Here is a 14,790-nt window from a genome sequence, read left to right as displayed (position 1 = left end):
CGGTCATCGCAACATCTGAGTGTACTTATATTTTCACCAGGCACGAACGCGCGCTCAGGTGCGGAGTATGCGAATCATCCCGTCAAGAGGCTCAGCCCATAGCTGCGCACGTCGCCGTTGACGGCATCCCAGATCCAATCGCGCGCGGTCTTTCCATCCACTCTTATGCGGTGGAAACCCTTGTCTCCAATGACACAGTGCTTCGTCAGACCCAACCCCTTCTGGCCAGGATCTGGGGCGTCGAACATGTACAAGCCCACCCCGGGGATGTCGCTCATCAGACGGGCAGCCATGCCAGCGATATCGCGCTCGAGCTTCCCTCCCGCTTCTTGGGTGAAGACCAGCCCCTTTCCGTCGAGGTAGTTCTGCATCCGCGCCAAGCCGCTGTCGCGGACCGAACTCGCGTAGAGACAGCGGACCCGGTCGCCGTGCGCTTGTGCGAGCGCGACCAGAGAGTCGCTCACCATGTCCTCGGACTGGAGGCGCGCGACGATTTCGTCAGGTGCCCCCCAGACGTCGGTGGCGATCCGGTGCCAGTCATCCTTGAGCCCGAGAGCACTGTCGGCGCAGCAGACAATGCGGGGACACTCAGGAAAGTGCCCGATGACATCGTCGGCCAGAAGCGCGGCGCCCCATGCCCCTCCGCTGCATCCCGCGACCACCAGACTCTCCGGACTCGGGATCCACTTCTGCACCTCCGTCATGACGGCCCGGTAGTTGAGGTAACCGCGGTGGTGCAGCACCCGGGAGGACCCATCCATCGCCGTGTAAGGGAAATCCTTCGTGCCGACATGGAAGTCTCCGGTCGCGTAGGTGATCACGACCTTGGTCCAGTTGCGGAAGGGGTTGTCGGGGAGGTCATCCAGGATCCCGTTGCGCACCACGAAGTCACCGAACAGGTCGAGACGGGTCAGGAAGAACCCCTCCTTCCCGCGCATGTACATCGACGCCGGACGCGCCGCCGTGTACTCATCCAGGGAGACCCCGCCGCCGCAGAAGAAGACCAGGAGCTTGTCCTCGGTTCCCAGCCGGATGTCCGCGAACGCCGGCTCTCCGTTGGCACCCACTCCGCCGTCAGGATAGAAGCGGTACCACGTGCCTCGCTCCGGGTCTGCGGGCAGCTCCGGGAACCGTCGTGCCTTGAGAATCGGCGTGAGCGCCTTCAGCCACAGCGGCTCACGCTCCCACGGATCCAGCTCAATCTTTGCCATTGCTACCCCACCGGCTATTGGGGACGATGTCAGGGCGCGGAGCGGCGACCGACTTCGCCATCAGCGCTTCGAACGTGCCCTCCGGAAGGTCGTCTCGGAGGAAGTCGATGATCCTGCCCATCGGCATGGTTCCGGTCACGCGGACGACTCTGGGCTCTGTGATGTACAGGAAACGGGGGTCTGCCACGTCTTCCCTGAGAGTCGGTCCGACGAGGGGGTGTTCCAGCCACTCCGCAAGTGTCGACCATCCGGTGAGTTCGCGTATGACGAGGTCGCCCTCAAGAGCGATGGACTGCTCGGCGTGGATAGATTCGGCATCCCATCCAAGCTGCACGACGTAGTCTCCGGGGACGACCACCCAGTTCTTCTGCGGTACGTCCCAGTAGGCGAAGGCCCGACGATCGAGCGGCAGCTCCACGCGCATCGTCTGTCCTGGCTCGAGAAACACCTTGGTGAAGGCACGCAATTCCCGCTGCGGTCGCAGCACTCGATCATGGGCGGTGGCATCGACATAGATCTGCACAACGTGCGCGCCGGCGCGGTCGCCCGTGTTGGTGACCCGCACGGAAGCGGCGGCAGAGTCCTGCCCGGTCACATGCACGCTGAACTCGCTCATCCGGAACGTGGTGTAGCTCAGACCGTGACCGAAAGGGTATCTGACGGGGCGCCCCATCTTGCTGTAGCCGCGATAGCCGACGAGCACACGCTCGCCATAGAGGACGTGCCCCTCCTCGCCCGGAAAATTCGGTGCGCTCGGGCTGTCGATCAGACGTCGTGGGATCGTCTCGGCGAGCCGGCCGGACGGGTTGACCGCTCCGTACAGGAGGTCTGCGATCGCGGCGCCGCCTCCCTGCCCGAGGAGGAACGCGTCGAGGATCGCGTCGACGTCGTCATGCCAGCCCTCCATGGAGACGACTCCGCCGTGAGACAGGATGACGACGGTGCGGGGTGCCGCAGCTGCGACCTCCTTGATCAGTTCGACCTGATCGGCGGGAAGCTCGATCGTGGTGCGGTCGTAGCCCTCGGATTCGTCGGACTCCCGCAGCCCCGCGAACACAAGTGCGACACCTGCCCCGGTGGCCGCGTCGACGGCCGCGGCCCTCAAGGCGCTCGGGTCGCCGCTGCCATCCAGGGTGAAGCCGGGCTGGAAGTCGATGTCGGCGTAGGCGTAGTCGACGGCGACCTCGAGAAACGACTCGGTGCGGCTGGAGTTGACGCGTGAACTTCCGCCGCCCTGATATCGAGGAGTCCGGGCGAATTCGCCGATGACAGCGAGTTTCGACGAACGACTCAAGGGAAGAGCACTGTCGTTCTTGAGCAGCACGGCACACTGAGCCGCCACCTCTCGAGCCAGCTGGTGGTGGGCGTCGAAATCCACGTCGCCATCCGCAGTCCCGCGCCAGTTCGATAGTCCGATAACGCGTTGGACAGCCGAATCCAGCTCATCCTCATCCAGCACTCCCGCTCTGACTGCAGCGGCGATGATCGGCGGGTTTCGCCCCTCACTGCCCGGCATTTCGAGATCGACACCGGCGTGAACCGCGGCAACAGGATCGTGCACGGCGCCCCAGTCGGAGACCACCGCACCCTCGAAGCCCCACTCGTTCCTGAGCACGTCGGTCAGCAACCAGCGATTTTCTGAGCTGAAGATGCCGTTGACGCGGTTGTAGGAGCACATCACCGTTGCTGGCTGGGCCTCGCGCACGACCTTCTCGAAGGCGGGGAAGTAGATCTCTCTCAGCGTTCGCTCGTCGACGTCGGAGCTGACCCGCATGCGGTCTGTCTCCTGGTTGTTGGCGGCGAAATGCTTGACCGACGCGCCGACACCGCCAGCCTGCAGCGACCTGACGAAAGCCGCTCCGAGCACGCCAGAGACGAGCGGGTCCTCGGACAGGTACTCGAAGTTGCGTCCGCACAGCGGTGACCGCTTGATGTTCACGCCGGGGCCTAGCACGATGTCGACGCCCGCTGCCCGGGCTTCTCGCGCGATCGCGGCACCGATGCGCTCCGCGACGACTGGATCCCAACTCGAGCCGATCGCGACAGCGGGTGGGAAGCAGGTCGCCTTCGCGCTCTCCGCGAGTCCGAGGTTGTCGCCGCCACCGTCCATCATCACGCGCAGACCGTGCGGTCCGTCAGATAGACGCACCGGTTGGACACCAAGCTCGGGCAGGCTGGCGGTGCTCCATGGCCCGTCTCCGGACACGAGCGCTGCCTTCTGCTCGAGCGAGAGCTCGCCGTAGCTGTTGATCACTGTTCTTCCTCGGCGGTGGAGTTCGTGGGAACGCACGCGTACAGCGCGCCGATCAGCGCCGTCGACACCGACCAATCCTGGAGGTGCGTGCGGGTGAATCCCACGGATATGTGGTGAACCGGGTCGGCGAAGCCGATCTGGCCGCCCGCGCCCAAGTGCCCGAACGACTCCTTCGTCGGGCCGAAGCGCCACGGCTTGGGCGATTCACCGAAGTCGCCCTCGTAACCGAGGGCATAGCGCATCTTGGGGGCGGGAATCACCCGGAATATCCCGCTACGCGGCCAGATCATGGTGCGACCACGCGCCGCCGGAGTGCGGAAGAGGTCGATCGACTCCCGGCTGACGATGCGATGTCCGTCTAGTTCGCCGCCTTGGGCGAGCATTGCATAGACACGGGCGAGGTCTCTTCCGTTCGTCGTGGCACCGGCGGCCGGAAGCTCCGCCGTGCGCGTGCGCGGCAGGTTGAAGAAGTCCAGATTGGATGTGAACGAGCCGCCATGCATCTGCACACTCGACTGAGCGATCGGACTGCGGGGATCCATCTGCTCCCTGCGCAGAATTCCCATCGCGAGACGTGCGGCACCCCGAGGCTCAGCACCAGAGTCGATGACGAAGTCCGCCATCCTTTGCTGGACCGACTCAGGAGCTCCAATGTACGTGTCTAGTTCCAGCGGACGCGCCACCTCTCGCGCGAAGAACGTGCCGATCGTGTCCCCCGTGATGCGGCGGACGAGTTCCTGGAGCAGCCAGCCGATGCTGAAAGCGTGATAGCCGATGCGCGTGCCGGGTTCCCAAGCCGGCGGTGACGCGGCGATACGACGAGCGATCTCGTCGTAGTCGTCCCAGCCGTTGCCCGACCAATCCAGTAGGTCGCCGGGATCCTCGAAGGCCAGTAACCCGGACGTGTGGGTGAGGATGTGGCGAACCAAAGTTGAACTCTTGCCCGCCTGACCGTATTCGGGCCAGTAACGCGTCACAGGAGCGTCGAGATCGAGCTCTCCCCGATCCCACAGGATCTGCGCGCAGAGCGCAGCAAGTCCCTTCGTGGCCGACATCGCTGTCGAAAGCGTGTTCTCCTCCCAAGGCACGCCGGGTCGCGCCTCCCCACCCCACAGGTCGACGACCTTCTCGCCTTCGACATACGCCGCGACCGACGCCCCGCCTCGCAGGATCTCGCTGTCGGCGAAGGCTTGCCGGACGGGTTCGAATCCGCTCGCGACGCTTCCCGAGACGATCACTTCGTCTCGGCCGATTCGAGTAGCTGCCGAACGGTGGGCGTTCGGCTGGCGCGAGCCTGGTCGCCGAGCCACGCCAGGCTGGGTCGCGGCGAGCGCTCGAAAGTCTCGCGATTGACGGCGATCAGTCCGAACGTCGGCCCCCACTCCCCCCACTCGAAGTTATCCAGAGCGCTCCAGTGGAGGTAGCCGCGTACGTCGATGCCATCTCGAACGGCAGCCTCGATGGAGGCCAGAGCACCTGTGGTGTACTCGATGCGGTCTCGGTCGTCCGCCGTCGCGATCCCGTTCTCTGTGACAAGGATGGCCGTGCCTCTGGTGATGTCCCACGCGTTGCGGATCGAGAGCCCGACCGCGTCCGGTCGGAAGGGCCACCCGGTCATCGTCTGCTGCTCTGCAGGCGAGTACGCCTGTGGTCCGTCGCGGCCGATCTTCCGGGTGGTGTACGACTGCACCCCGACGAAATCGTCGTCCCGAGACACCTCGAGGTAGCGATCCTCCCACGCCCACTTCACCTCGGCGAGGGCGCGCTCGGCGCCCGGCTCGGCCTCGAAGCCCTGCGCCGACACCGTCCACCCGATCTTCGCGTCGGTCGTCGCGTGGAGAATGTCGACGGCTCGTCGGTGCGCGTCCGACAACACACGTGTCACGGCATCGGACGGCGTGGGGAGGGCGAGGTCGGCGATCGGCCGGGAGTCGAGCGAACTGCGCTCCCTCTCCGCATTCGAGGCCCGTTCGGGCATTCCGGTCAGCAGGGCGATCATGTTCGGCTCGTTGATCGTGCAGATCCACGGCACATCGGCCGTGATACCGCTGACCTCCGTGACATACGCTGCAAACCTGGCGGCGGCATCCGAGCTGCCCCAGCCACCGCGCTGTGCGAACCACATCGGCGTGGTGAAGTGATGAAGCGTGACGACGGGTGTCAGCCCGAGGCCGAACGCGGTGTCGATCATGGCCCGGTAGTGCGCGAGCTCCTGTTGATCGAACTCCCCCGGTGCGGGCTCGATCCGCGCCCATTCAATGCTGAAGCGGTAGGCGTCGAGTCCGGCTTCGGCGAGAAGCCGCATGTCTTCGGGATAGCGGTGATAGCTGTCGACGGCCGCGCCGCTGCGCTCCTGGAACGGCGAATTCGGCGCCGTCTCGAGGTGCCACCAATTGGAGTTCGTGTTGTTGCCCTCGGTCTGGTGGGCGGAGGTGGCCGCTCCCCACAGGAAGCCGTCGGGAAAGGCCGGTTGGAGATTCGTCACAGGTTTCTCGTCTTCTCTTTGTCGTCTGTCAGTCGCGGAGCGTCGAGCGCAGCGTCGTCGTGGTCCCACCTGGGAGAATCGCCTCCGGCAGGCCGGGGAGGATCCCGCGCGCCTCCGAGCCCGCAGGCACAGCCACGGTCAACTCCACCTCGTCACCGTCGCGTCGCCAATTGACCGAAACGTCTCCCGCTGAGGTGAGAAGCCTGGCCGATGCATGGGTCAGTTCACCCCCGAATGTCGGGGCAACGGTGAACCGTCGCCAGCCGGTGGACTCGGCATCCTGTCGGAGGCCCACGATGTGGCTATAGAAGAACCCGACCACCGCGCCCTTGCTGTAGTGATTGAGCGAACCGTTGCAGGCCGTGCCGTCTTCGTCGACGTTCTCCCAGTTCTCCCAGAACGTCGTGCCGCCCCGCTCGAGCATCTCCAGCCATGACGGCACACCGGTCTGGGTGAGGAGGCGATACGCAAGGTCGGCGTGCCCCGTATCCGCGAGCGCCGGCAGCAGCATGCCGGTTGTGAGGAATCCTGTACCGAGGCGATCGTCTCGTTCCGAGATCAGTTCGACGAGGCGGGCAGATGCCGCGACCACGAGTTCGTCTGGGATGAGCCCGAACACGATTGCTCGGACGTAGGCGGCCTGCGTGTCTGAAGCGGTCCTGCCGCCTGCGCGAAGGAATTCCGTCCGCCACGCATCGAGCACACGCTCGGCGAGCGCGGCGAAGCGGGTCTCGTCATCCGGCCGACCCAGCACCCGCGCCGTCTGGACGAGTTGGCTGAGCGATCGGTAGAGATACGCCGTGCCCACCTCGCCCTGGTCTGCAGCAAAAAGATCACGGAGGACCTCGGCCGGGTCACGATTTGGGGCCTTCGGATCTCGCGGCTCGAGCCATTCGCCGAAATGGAACGGACCGTCCCAGATGTACGCCTCGTGTGCGGCCGGTGTCTCCGAGCGCGCTACGCGGGACGGATGCCGGAAGCGCTTGGCGCAGCCCAGCGCGTAATTGATCCACGCGACCGCCGACTCCCAGCTGTCCTCCAGGACGTCGATGTCGCCATAGTGGCGGTAGAGGGTCCATGGCACCGACACAGCGGCATCGCCCCATCCGGCCGAGCCGCCGCCGATCCGGTCGGGGTTGTCGGAGCGCCGCATCCGCAACGCATCCGGCGAGAACATGGCAAGGCATCCGTCGTCGTACTGATCGTCGCGCACCGCCTGCAGCCATTTGCGGCCGAAGCCGTCGATGTCGAACAGCATCGCGGCGGTGGGCGCGAAGATCTGGAAGTCGCCGGTCCACCCGGAGCGCTCGCGTGTCGGGCAGTCGGTGGGCACGTCGACGGCGTTGTCGCGGAAGGTCCAGCGGCCTGCCTCATGAAGCCGGTTGATTCGGTCGTCGCTGCACTCGAACCATCCCGTGCGGGTGAGATCGGAATGCACCGCGATCGCGGTGACGCTTTCAGGATCAAGCAGGCGACCCGGGTGCGTGATTCGCACGTACCGGAAGCCGTGCACAGTATGCCGCGGCTCGAAGACGTCCGAGCCGCGGCCGGCCACGACGCGATCCATCTGCTGAAACCGGATGTGCTCGCCCCGGGGCGTGTGAGTGTCGAGGTGGGTCGTCGTGAAAGTCTGGCCCGGGTCGAGGTGCTCGGCGAACTCGAGCACCGTCTCGGTGCCGGGCTCGCCGAGGTCGGTGAGCCTCGCCCAGCCGGTGATGTTCTGTCCGAAGTCAATGATCGAGACGCCGGCGGACGACGCGACAGTCGTCAGCACCGGCAATTCCTCGACCCGACGGACCGGCGGAGCGGGTGACATCGTGGGGTCCGGGCCCTCGACCACGCCAACGCGGACCGGGGCGGTGTCGGCAGAGACTCGGGAGAAGTCGGTCGTCTGCCCGCGCATCAGATCCGCACTGACGATCTCGGACTCTCGGCTGGTCCACGCGCCGTCGCTGACGACGGTCAGGGTCACCCCACTAGACACAGTCGCCTCGAGTTGAACCAGGGCGGCCGTGGTGTCTCCCCAGCAGTTCTGTGTCTGCTCAGACCCGTTCCGGCCTCGAAACCAGCCGTCCGAGAGCACGATGCGAATCTCGTTCGAGCCGCGGCGAAGAAGCGACCCGACGTCGTAGGCCTGCGCGTACACCGTGCGGTCATAGTTGGTCGACCCGGGGGCGAGCTCGTGATCACCGACGCGAGTCCCGTTTAGGAAGACCTCATAGATTCCCAGCGCCGTCGCAAACAGTCGGCCGCTTAGAGGGTCAGCATCTAGCGTGAAGCTTCGTTCCAGCGCGTAGGCGGGGCGAACATCGCCGACCTCGTCGGGCTCGGCTGGCGAGATCCACTCGCCCAGCCACGTGGCTGGAAGGGAGGACATTGCGGCGTTCACGAGATGACTCCATTCGACATGACCGCGGAGCCCGCGTCCGCTACGACAGGGGCCCGCACGCTGGTCGGCCGAAGAGGAGCGATGTGAGACCTCCTTGGCCCGAGCGCGCGCTCCATCCTAACAGGAATTGTTGTGTGCGCTGAGATTTTGGTCACGGCTTGTCCGACAGCCCCGCGCCGCAGGGAGTGCTACTCGATAACCTTCAGCGCGAAGGCGCGCATGCGCGCCAGGCACTCGGCAGCCGTCGCATTCTCGGCATGCCTGTTCAGGTACCCGTGCTCGAGCTGGTCGACGGTCTGATCGCGATAGAAGAGCTCGTTGGGCAGGCCCTGACGATCGAGCGCTGCGTGCAGATCGAGGGCGGAATCGATGAACCAGTGCTGGAGATTGCTCGTGTTGATAAAGGCCGGCGGGTACGCACCTCGGATGTGCTGCGGCACGTTGATGAGGTTGCCCGCGCGGCTGCCGTCGGGGACCTTCTCGCCCAGCCAGAGCTGGAACAGCATACGCATGTTCCGGTCGGTCACGCCTCGAGTGGTCAATGCCGCCTCATCGATCAGGAGTCCGCGGACCTGTTCGGCATCCAGCGCCGGCATGATTCCCAATAGCTCCGCGTAGGCGCGATCGGTATGGATGAGCCCGAGGATCTCGGTGAGCCCGGCACCGGCACTGCCGCCCATGATCACGACGCGGTCCATGTCGAGGGAGAGCTCGTCTGCGCGTGACGCGAGGTACCCGAGCACCTGATTCGCCTGAACCACCTGAACTGGGAAGCGATACTTCGGGGCGAAGGCGTACGTCGGACAGACGACCACGAAACCGTCGGAGAGGAATGCGGCATTGACCGCCTTCTCAGACTCACGAGACGCGCCGGCGAGCGGATCCCCCGAGACCTTGTCGCCGATGAAGAAGCCACCTCCATGGAAGTTCACCAAGACCGGCAACTTCCTCGAACGATCCTCGTTCGGATACCAAACGTCGAGGAAGCTGTTCGGGTAGTCCTCCCCGTACTTGAGGTCGTTCACATAGACGACTCCGTCACCGAGCACCCGCGTGGATGTCGGGAGCGCCGGCTCGAAGGAGTTCAGCGGACGCGTGCGCCCCATCTTCTTCATCGCCGCCCTCTGAATGGCCGTGACGACCAGATCGGCCTTCAAGGTTGGACTCACCATTTCGACAACTTCCTTGTTACGTGTCTGAACAAATTTCCCACCGCGGAGCTGCTACTCAGCCCCCGCGCCGCTGGCGCGACACGACAGACTCGCTCCGTTGCGCGTGAATTGCTCGAAGAAATCCCACGACAGCTGAGCCGCGTCCGGTCCGCGCTGATCGCCCGGAGGTCCCGGCCACGTGTGCCCCATTCCCTCGATGATCCATCGTTGGCCGATCTCGCAGCCAGACTGGCGGTTCTTCGCCACTTCCTTCGTCCATGCATATCCGTCCACCACCTGGCCGTGCTCAGTCGCCGCGGGGTCGGTGTAGAAGCTGCCGGGCTTCACCAGATTCGCCATCGCAAGCCACTGCTGGTAGCCCAGGCCGGAACATCCGCCCACATCGCCGGGCTGCTCGCCGAGAGGATCAAGCGTGCCGCCGAACGTGATGAAAGGGACGACCCGGGCCGGGGTGCCCATCGCGGTCACCGCCAGCGCCGCGTAGTCCGCCACCACGGCTGTGGAATAGTTCATGCACGTTACTGCCATGCCGGGCCCGGCTCCCGCAACCAGCCCCACCGCGGCATAGAGTTCGGGGTAAGCGGCGGCCGTCGCACTCGCCTGGAAAGCCCCAGACGAACCACCGGCCAAGTACACCCGGTGCTTGTTCCCGTGATATTGCTCGAGGATCTGCGTCGTCATTCCCGCGACGATGTCGGCAGCACCGCCCGCTCCGCGCGTGAGATTCGGGTTGCCGGTCGATGCGGTGAGCACCGCATCCTCGGCGACCGCAGGCCAACAATTCGGCTTGGCACCTTCGTTGTCCGCGTAGGCCACGATGAACCGCTCTCGGTCGGCGATCGTATTGAGGCCTGTGTCTTCCATCATCTCGGCCGCCGAGACTCCACAGCCGTTGAGCACCATGTAGAGCGGAAGCCTGTCGGATCCCCTCCAGCCGACCGGGGTGTAGACGTGGTACTCGTACAGCGTCCCGTTCACCACGCCGAATTCGTGGTGCGAAAGCGTCCCGCCCCCTTCGTTCGATTCGCCGGTTGCCGCCGCCGCGGCCGCTGGAGCGGCCATGAGCAGGGCCGCAACTGCGAGTGCGGCGGAACCTATCCGCGTCGGACGACCCTGACGCGGTGATACCAATCGAGAACGAATGCGAAGGACTTTCGGCATCTTCATTGACACGTCTCTCTTCCGGGACCTTGGGCCGGTGATCCTCGTACGCCGTTCAGCGCACTGAACAGTCAGATTATCAGAAATATGACTGTGGTTATATTTTGGCGAACTTCGATCAAGAAGCGGCACCGTCGAGCGCAATAGGCGCCGCCGGGGGCACCGATGCAAGCCGGTATGGGCGCTCGCGCACTGGGGCGGTGGGACGGGTTCGTGTCATCGCGCCTCGCCCCAGAATTCGCAGTGGTGTACGGCCGCGAAGTCACCGGTCACACGGTCACCCGACGAAGAAAGGCTGATGGCTGTGCCGGTATCACCGGAGAAAGCGGCCCAGGGGAGAATCCCGGAGGCCGCGAAATCGCCCCAATAGTCCATCATTCGATGAGCCAGGGTCTTCTCGTGGGCGGTCAGCGGCCTCTCCACATCGGCGTAGTCAAAGAGATACGCAAGCTCGGCGCTATGACTGCTGGCCATATCGATGCCCGGGATGCGCTGTCCAGCGAGCGTCGGCGATGTCGGATCGTCGAACTCGAACTGCCACGTCGCCACAGATTGTGCTGCCACGGTTTTCGCGAATTCAAAGGACCCGCATCCGAACGAAGCATCCGTCATGACCGCGGCAAACGCGTATGCCGGCTTCTCGTAGGCGCCCGCGGGATACCGCTGGAGCACCGCTTCGGCGCCAGGCCCGAAGAATGCCATCACCGTCTGGGCATATTGCTCAGCGGTTGCTGCCGCCGGGTCTGGCCCGAGCGCACCGACGGCTCCGATGTAGTCCCACTTCGTCGACCCAACGAGGACTGGGACGCGATGCCAGCGACCGGCTGCGATCGCCACTTGAGGCTGCTCGGGCACGGTCGGCACGCCGTAGGTTGGCGTGAAGAATCCGCCGGTGCTCATGATCGAATCCGCATCGAGCCCGCGCAAGCACTCGAGCTGATGGGGTCCGGTCGGACAGCCCAGCCCGGTCGCGAACGCCTCGCCCACCGCGATGGACTGAGCACGCGCGTTGAAGAGTGCTTGGGTGCACGGACCGCTCTGGAGCACCGCCCGCGAGAAGTAGCCCTCCGCCCGCGGAGATACGAGGAGTCCACAGATCGACATCGCACCGGCGGATTGTCCCGCAACAGCAACCTTTGCGGGGTCCCCTCCGAATGAGCGGATGTTTTCACGAACCCACTCCAGTGCGGCGATCTGGTCGCGCAATCCGGCATTGCCGGCGTCTGGTCCTTGGGACTCTGTGGCCAGGTACCCCAATGCGCCCAGCCGGTAGTTCATCGTGACGACTACCGTGTTCGTTCGCTCCGCGAGTTCGCGGGCGTCGAACAACGCTCCGCTACCGGCAGCGAACGCGCCGCCGTGGAGCCAGACAAGAACGCCCATGTCTTCGCGACCGCCACCAGTCGGCGATGTTTTATGGTCGGGGCGATAGACATCGAGGTAGAGGCAGTCCTCACTGGTCTCCACGCCGGTCACCGTGGCGAGCCCGGCCTGCAGACACGCTGGGGCGTGCGAGGTCGCTGATCGAACGCCCGGCCACCGCTCAGGCGCTTCGGGAGCGGCGAATCGCCGCTCTCCCACCGGCGGGGCGGCATACGGTATCCCGACGTACGCCTCCACACCGCCATCCGAACTGCCCCGCAAGACGCCTTGCTCCACTTTCACGACCGCTCGACCACCGTCGGTTCCTGAGCCGGACCCCAGCTCGGCTGCATGCGCCGATACAGGGACGGACCCGCTTATCACGACGGCTGCCGTGATCGCCGCCGCGACGATGGCCCTCGTTCGCAGGGCTTGTCCACGGCCATGTGGATGTAGAGATATGCTCCGCGCTCGCGTCGATTTCATGTGGGACCTCATCTTCATTGATGCCGAGGACGGCGTGGGTAGAACTGGCGACTTAGGGCGCTGGATGCTCGCGAGGCTGACACCCTCGACACAAATCTCAGTCTGCCACTATTTTCATATCTCACTCTCGCCCGCATATCGGCTCGCGATGGATGTCGGTCGCACCACCGCCACTCCGGGGTCATCCGTCGACCTCCAGTCCGGGTGCAGTTCGCGGACGAGGTGCATGATCGCGTCGCGCAGCGCGTCGCCTCGCGAGGCTTCCGCGACAGGCGCGACGAACGCCGCGACGACATCGCCGCGCAGTTCATCGGGCCGACCACCGACCGCAACTTCGACGGCGTCGGGCTACTGCACGACGGTGCTTTCGACGTCGGAAGGGGCGATGCGGTCCCCCGCCGCGAGGATCACGTCGTCGTCGCGCGAGGCGAAGAAGAAGTTCTCACCGTCGGACTAACGAAACAGCATCCATCGATTCATCTCCGTATGAATGATGCGATCGATCTGATCCGTTTCGCTCAGGTGGCCGTCATCGGCGCGGTCGAACGGCGCCTCGGTGGGCATGTCACCATCAACAGCACGCATGTGATCCTCCTTGACCCCTGCGAACATTTCAGTTCACTCGTATTTCACGATACGGTGACATCGTCGGTTATTCCACCCACTCGTGTGTAATTCAGATGGCAGTTCGGTCAAGCCGGTGTCGGACACAGCTGCCGCGTCAGATCGCCTCGAGTACGCTGACGTAGTTCGCGACCGCGAGACCGCCCATGTTATGCACGGCCGCACGCCGTGCGTTCGGCAGCTGCATGTCACCGGCGGTCCCAGTCAGTTGCATCGACGCCATCACGTGCTGCGAGACGCCCGTGGCCCCGACCGGGTGGCCCTTCGACTTCAGCCCTCCCGAGACGTTCACAGGGAGTGCGCCGTCCCGATCGACGATGCCTTCCTCGATCGCACGCCTGCCCTCACCGCGTCGCGTGAGGCCGATGACCTCGTACATGATCAACTCTGCGATCGTGAAGCAATCGTGCACCTCGACAAGATCCAGATCGTCACGGGAGACGCCCGCCGCGCTCAACGCCCGTGTCCACGCCTGAACGCTCCCCGCGAAGGCGAGTGGATCGCGTTCACTCCACGGCAGATAGTCGTTCGCTTGTGCCATCCCCATCATGCGGACGGGGGCATGACGAGCGTTCCGCGAGGACTGAGCGGAGAGCACGAGCGCAGCCGCGCCGTCAGAAACGGGCGAGCAGTCCGTGCGTCGAAGTGGAGCAGCGACGACCGGGTTGCGATCCGACACGGTTCGGCAGAACTCTTCAGTCAGCGGCTTGCGCAGGTGAGCGAACGGGTTAAGCGCACCGTTGCGATGGCTTTTCGCGGCGATCATCGCGAGCGGGCCGCCGACCGGCCCGTACCGCTCTTCGTAAATCGCCGCCGTGCGAGCGAACAGTCCGGCGAACCCCGTGACGGACTCCGAACCCGCCGATTCGTAATCCGCGCCGAGCAGCGCTCGGCCGACGGCGTCGGAGGGCGCGTGCGTCATCTTCTCGGCGCCGATGACCAGAACATTGCGGGCGGAGCCAGCCTGAAGCGCCTTCACGCCCTGCAGGACCGCCGCGGACCCGGAGGCACACGCGTTCTCCACTCGCGTGGCCGGAACATGGCGCAGCGCGGGTGAGATCTGCAGCGCGAGGGAGGATGCGAATGCAAGGGGCACGAGCCCGGCGTTGAAGGTGCCGAGATAGATCTCGTCGATATCGGCCGGATCAAGCCCCGCGTCCTCGATGGCGGCAGCACCGACGCCGACGATCAGGCTCTCAAGGGTCTCGCCCGGGAGTTTTCCGAACTGGCCGTGAGCCCACCCCGTGATGAAGGGCGTCACGACATCACCATGCCGCCGTCGACGCGGAGGCAAGTGCCGTTGACGTAGGCGGAGGACGGATCGACAAGGTAGGCGACGGCGGCGGCCACCTCGTGCGGCTCTCCCATCCGCGGGACCGGGATGGCTGCAACGTCGTAGTCGCCGCTCGCCGCCATAGGCGAAGCGATCGGCCCGGGGGCGACGGTGTTGCAAGTGATGCCCCATGCCCCCACCTGTCGAGCGATCCACTTGGTGAGGTTGATCGCGCCGCCCTTGGAGGCGGCATAGGCTGCGCCCGAACGCCCACCCGCGCCATCGGCGAACACCGGCCCGATACCGCCAGCCAGCCCCGAAACCGAGCTGATGTTCACGAGGCGCCCGTAGCCTTGTTCCCGCATATGCGGGA

11 protein-coding genes are annotated in these 14,790 nt (G+C 65.1%); all 11 read right to left on the bottom strand.

The features are described from left to right. Window positions 1–74: 74 nt before the first annotated feature. Entirely contained in the window at window positions 75–1,211 is a 1,137-nt protein-coding gene (locus tag B1729_RS04910; RefSeq protein WP_163631013.1) for a pectin acetylesterase-family hydrolase, read from the bottom strand. Next, window positions 1,198–3,465 carry a glycoside hydrolase family 3 C-terminal domain-containing protein gene (locus B1729_RS04905; protein WP_204318858.1) on the bottom strand — a complete coding sequence of 756 codons (2,268 nt, stop codon included), beginning with the start codon at window positions 3,463–3,465 and terminating at the stop codon, window positions 1,198–1,200. Before B1729_RS04905 ends, B1729_RS04910 begins: the two co-directional genes overlap by 14 nt. Next, complete coding sequence (locus B1729_RS04900; RefSeq protein ID WP_163631011.1) at window positions 3,462–4,703, bottom strand: serine hydrolase domain-containing protein; 1,242 nt, start codon at window positions 4,701–4,703, stop codon at window positions 3,462–3,464. Before B1729_RS04900 ends, B1729_RS04905 begins: the two co-directional genes overlap by 4 nt. Beyond that, window positions 4,700–5,950 carry a family 1 glycosylhydrolase gene (locus B1729_RS04895; RefSeq protein ID WP_163631009.1) on the bottom strand — a complete coding sequence of 417 codons (1,251 nt, stop codon included), beginning with the start codon at window positions 5,948–5,950 and terminating at the stop codon, window positions 4,700–4,702. Before B1729_RS04895 ends, B1729_RS04900 begins: the two co-directional genes overlap by 4 nt. Window positions 5,951–5,978: 28 nt before the next feature. Beyond that, window positions 5,979–8,327 (bottom strand): alpha-L-rhamnosidase, encoded by a 2,349-nt coding sequence (locus B1729_RS04890; RefSeq protein WP_163631007.1) that lies wholly within the window; start codon window positions 8,325–8,327, stop codon window positions 5,979–5,981. 200 nt (window positions 8,328–8,527) lie between these two features. Next, on the bottom strand, window positions 8,528–9,511 hold the full coding sequence (locus B1729_RS04885) for an alpha/beta hydrolase (RefSeq protein WP_163631005.1): 984 nt from the start codon (window positions 9,509–9,511) through the stop codon (window positions 8,528–8,530). Between the two features lie 51 nt (window positions 9,512–9,562). After that, window positions 9,563–10,573, bottom strand: coding sequence for a PHB depolymerase family esterase (locus B1729_RS04880; RefSeq protein ID WP_163631003.1), 1,011 nt, complete (start codon window positions 10,571–10,573; stop codon window positions 9,563–9,565). 315 nt (window positions 10,574–10,888) lie between these two features. Then, window positions 10,889–12,520 (bottom strand): carboxylesterase family protein, encoded by a 1,632-nt coding sequence (locus B1729_RS04875; RefSeq protein WP_239539427.1) that lies wholly within the window; start codon window positions 12,518–12,520, stop codon window positions 10,889–10,891. Between the two features lie 114 nt (window positions 12,521–12,634). Beyond that, window positions 12,635–12,826 (bottom strand): hypothetical protein, encoded by a 192-nt coding sequence (locus B1729_RS20940; RefSeq protein WP_345770776.1) that lies wholly within the window; start codon window positions 12,824–12,826, stop codon window positions 12,635–12,637. A 415-nt stretch (window positions 12,827–13,241) separates the two neighbouring features. Then, window positions 13,242–14,438, bottom strand: coding sequence for an acetyl-CoA acetyltransferase (locus B1729_RS04865; RefSeq protein WP_163630999.1), 1,197 nt, complete (start codon window positions 14,436–14,438; stop codon window positions 13,242–13,244). Beyond that, window positions 14,402–14,790: SDR family oxidoreductase (locus B1729_RS04860; RefSeq protein ID WP_163630997.1), on the bottom strand; the 389-nt coding region annotated here is incomplete at its 5' end. The genes B1729_RS04860 and B1729_RS04865, both read right to left, overlap by 37 nt.

This window comes from Microbacterium sp. B35-04, from assembly GCF_010634885.1.
GTDB lineage: Bacteria > Actinomycetota > Actinomycetes > Actinomycetales > Microbacteriaceae > Microbacterium.
The sequence above is the reverse complement of the archived record's forward strand: the minus strand, read 5'-3'. Positions and strand labels throughout refer to the sequence as shown.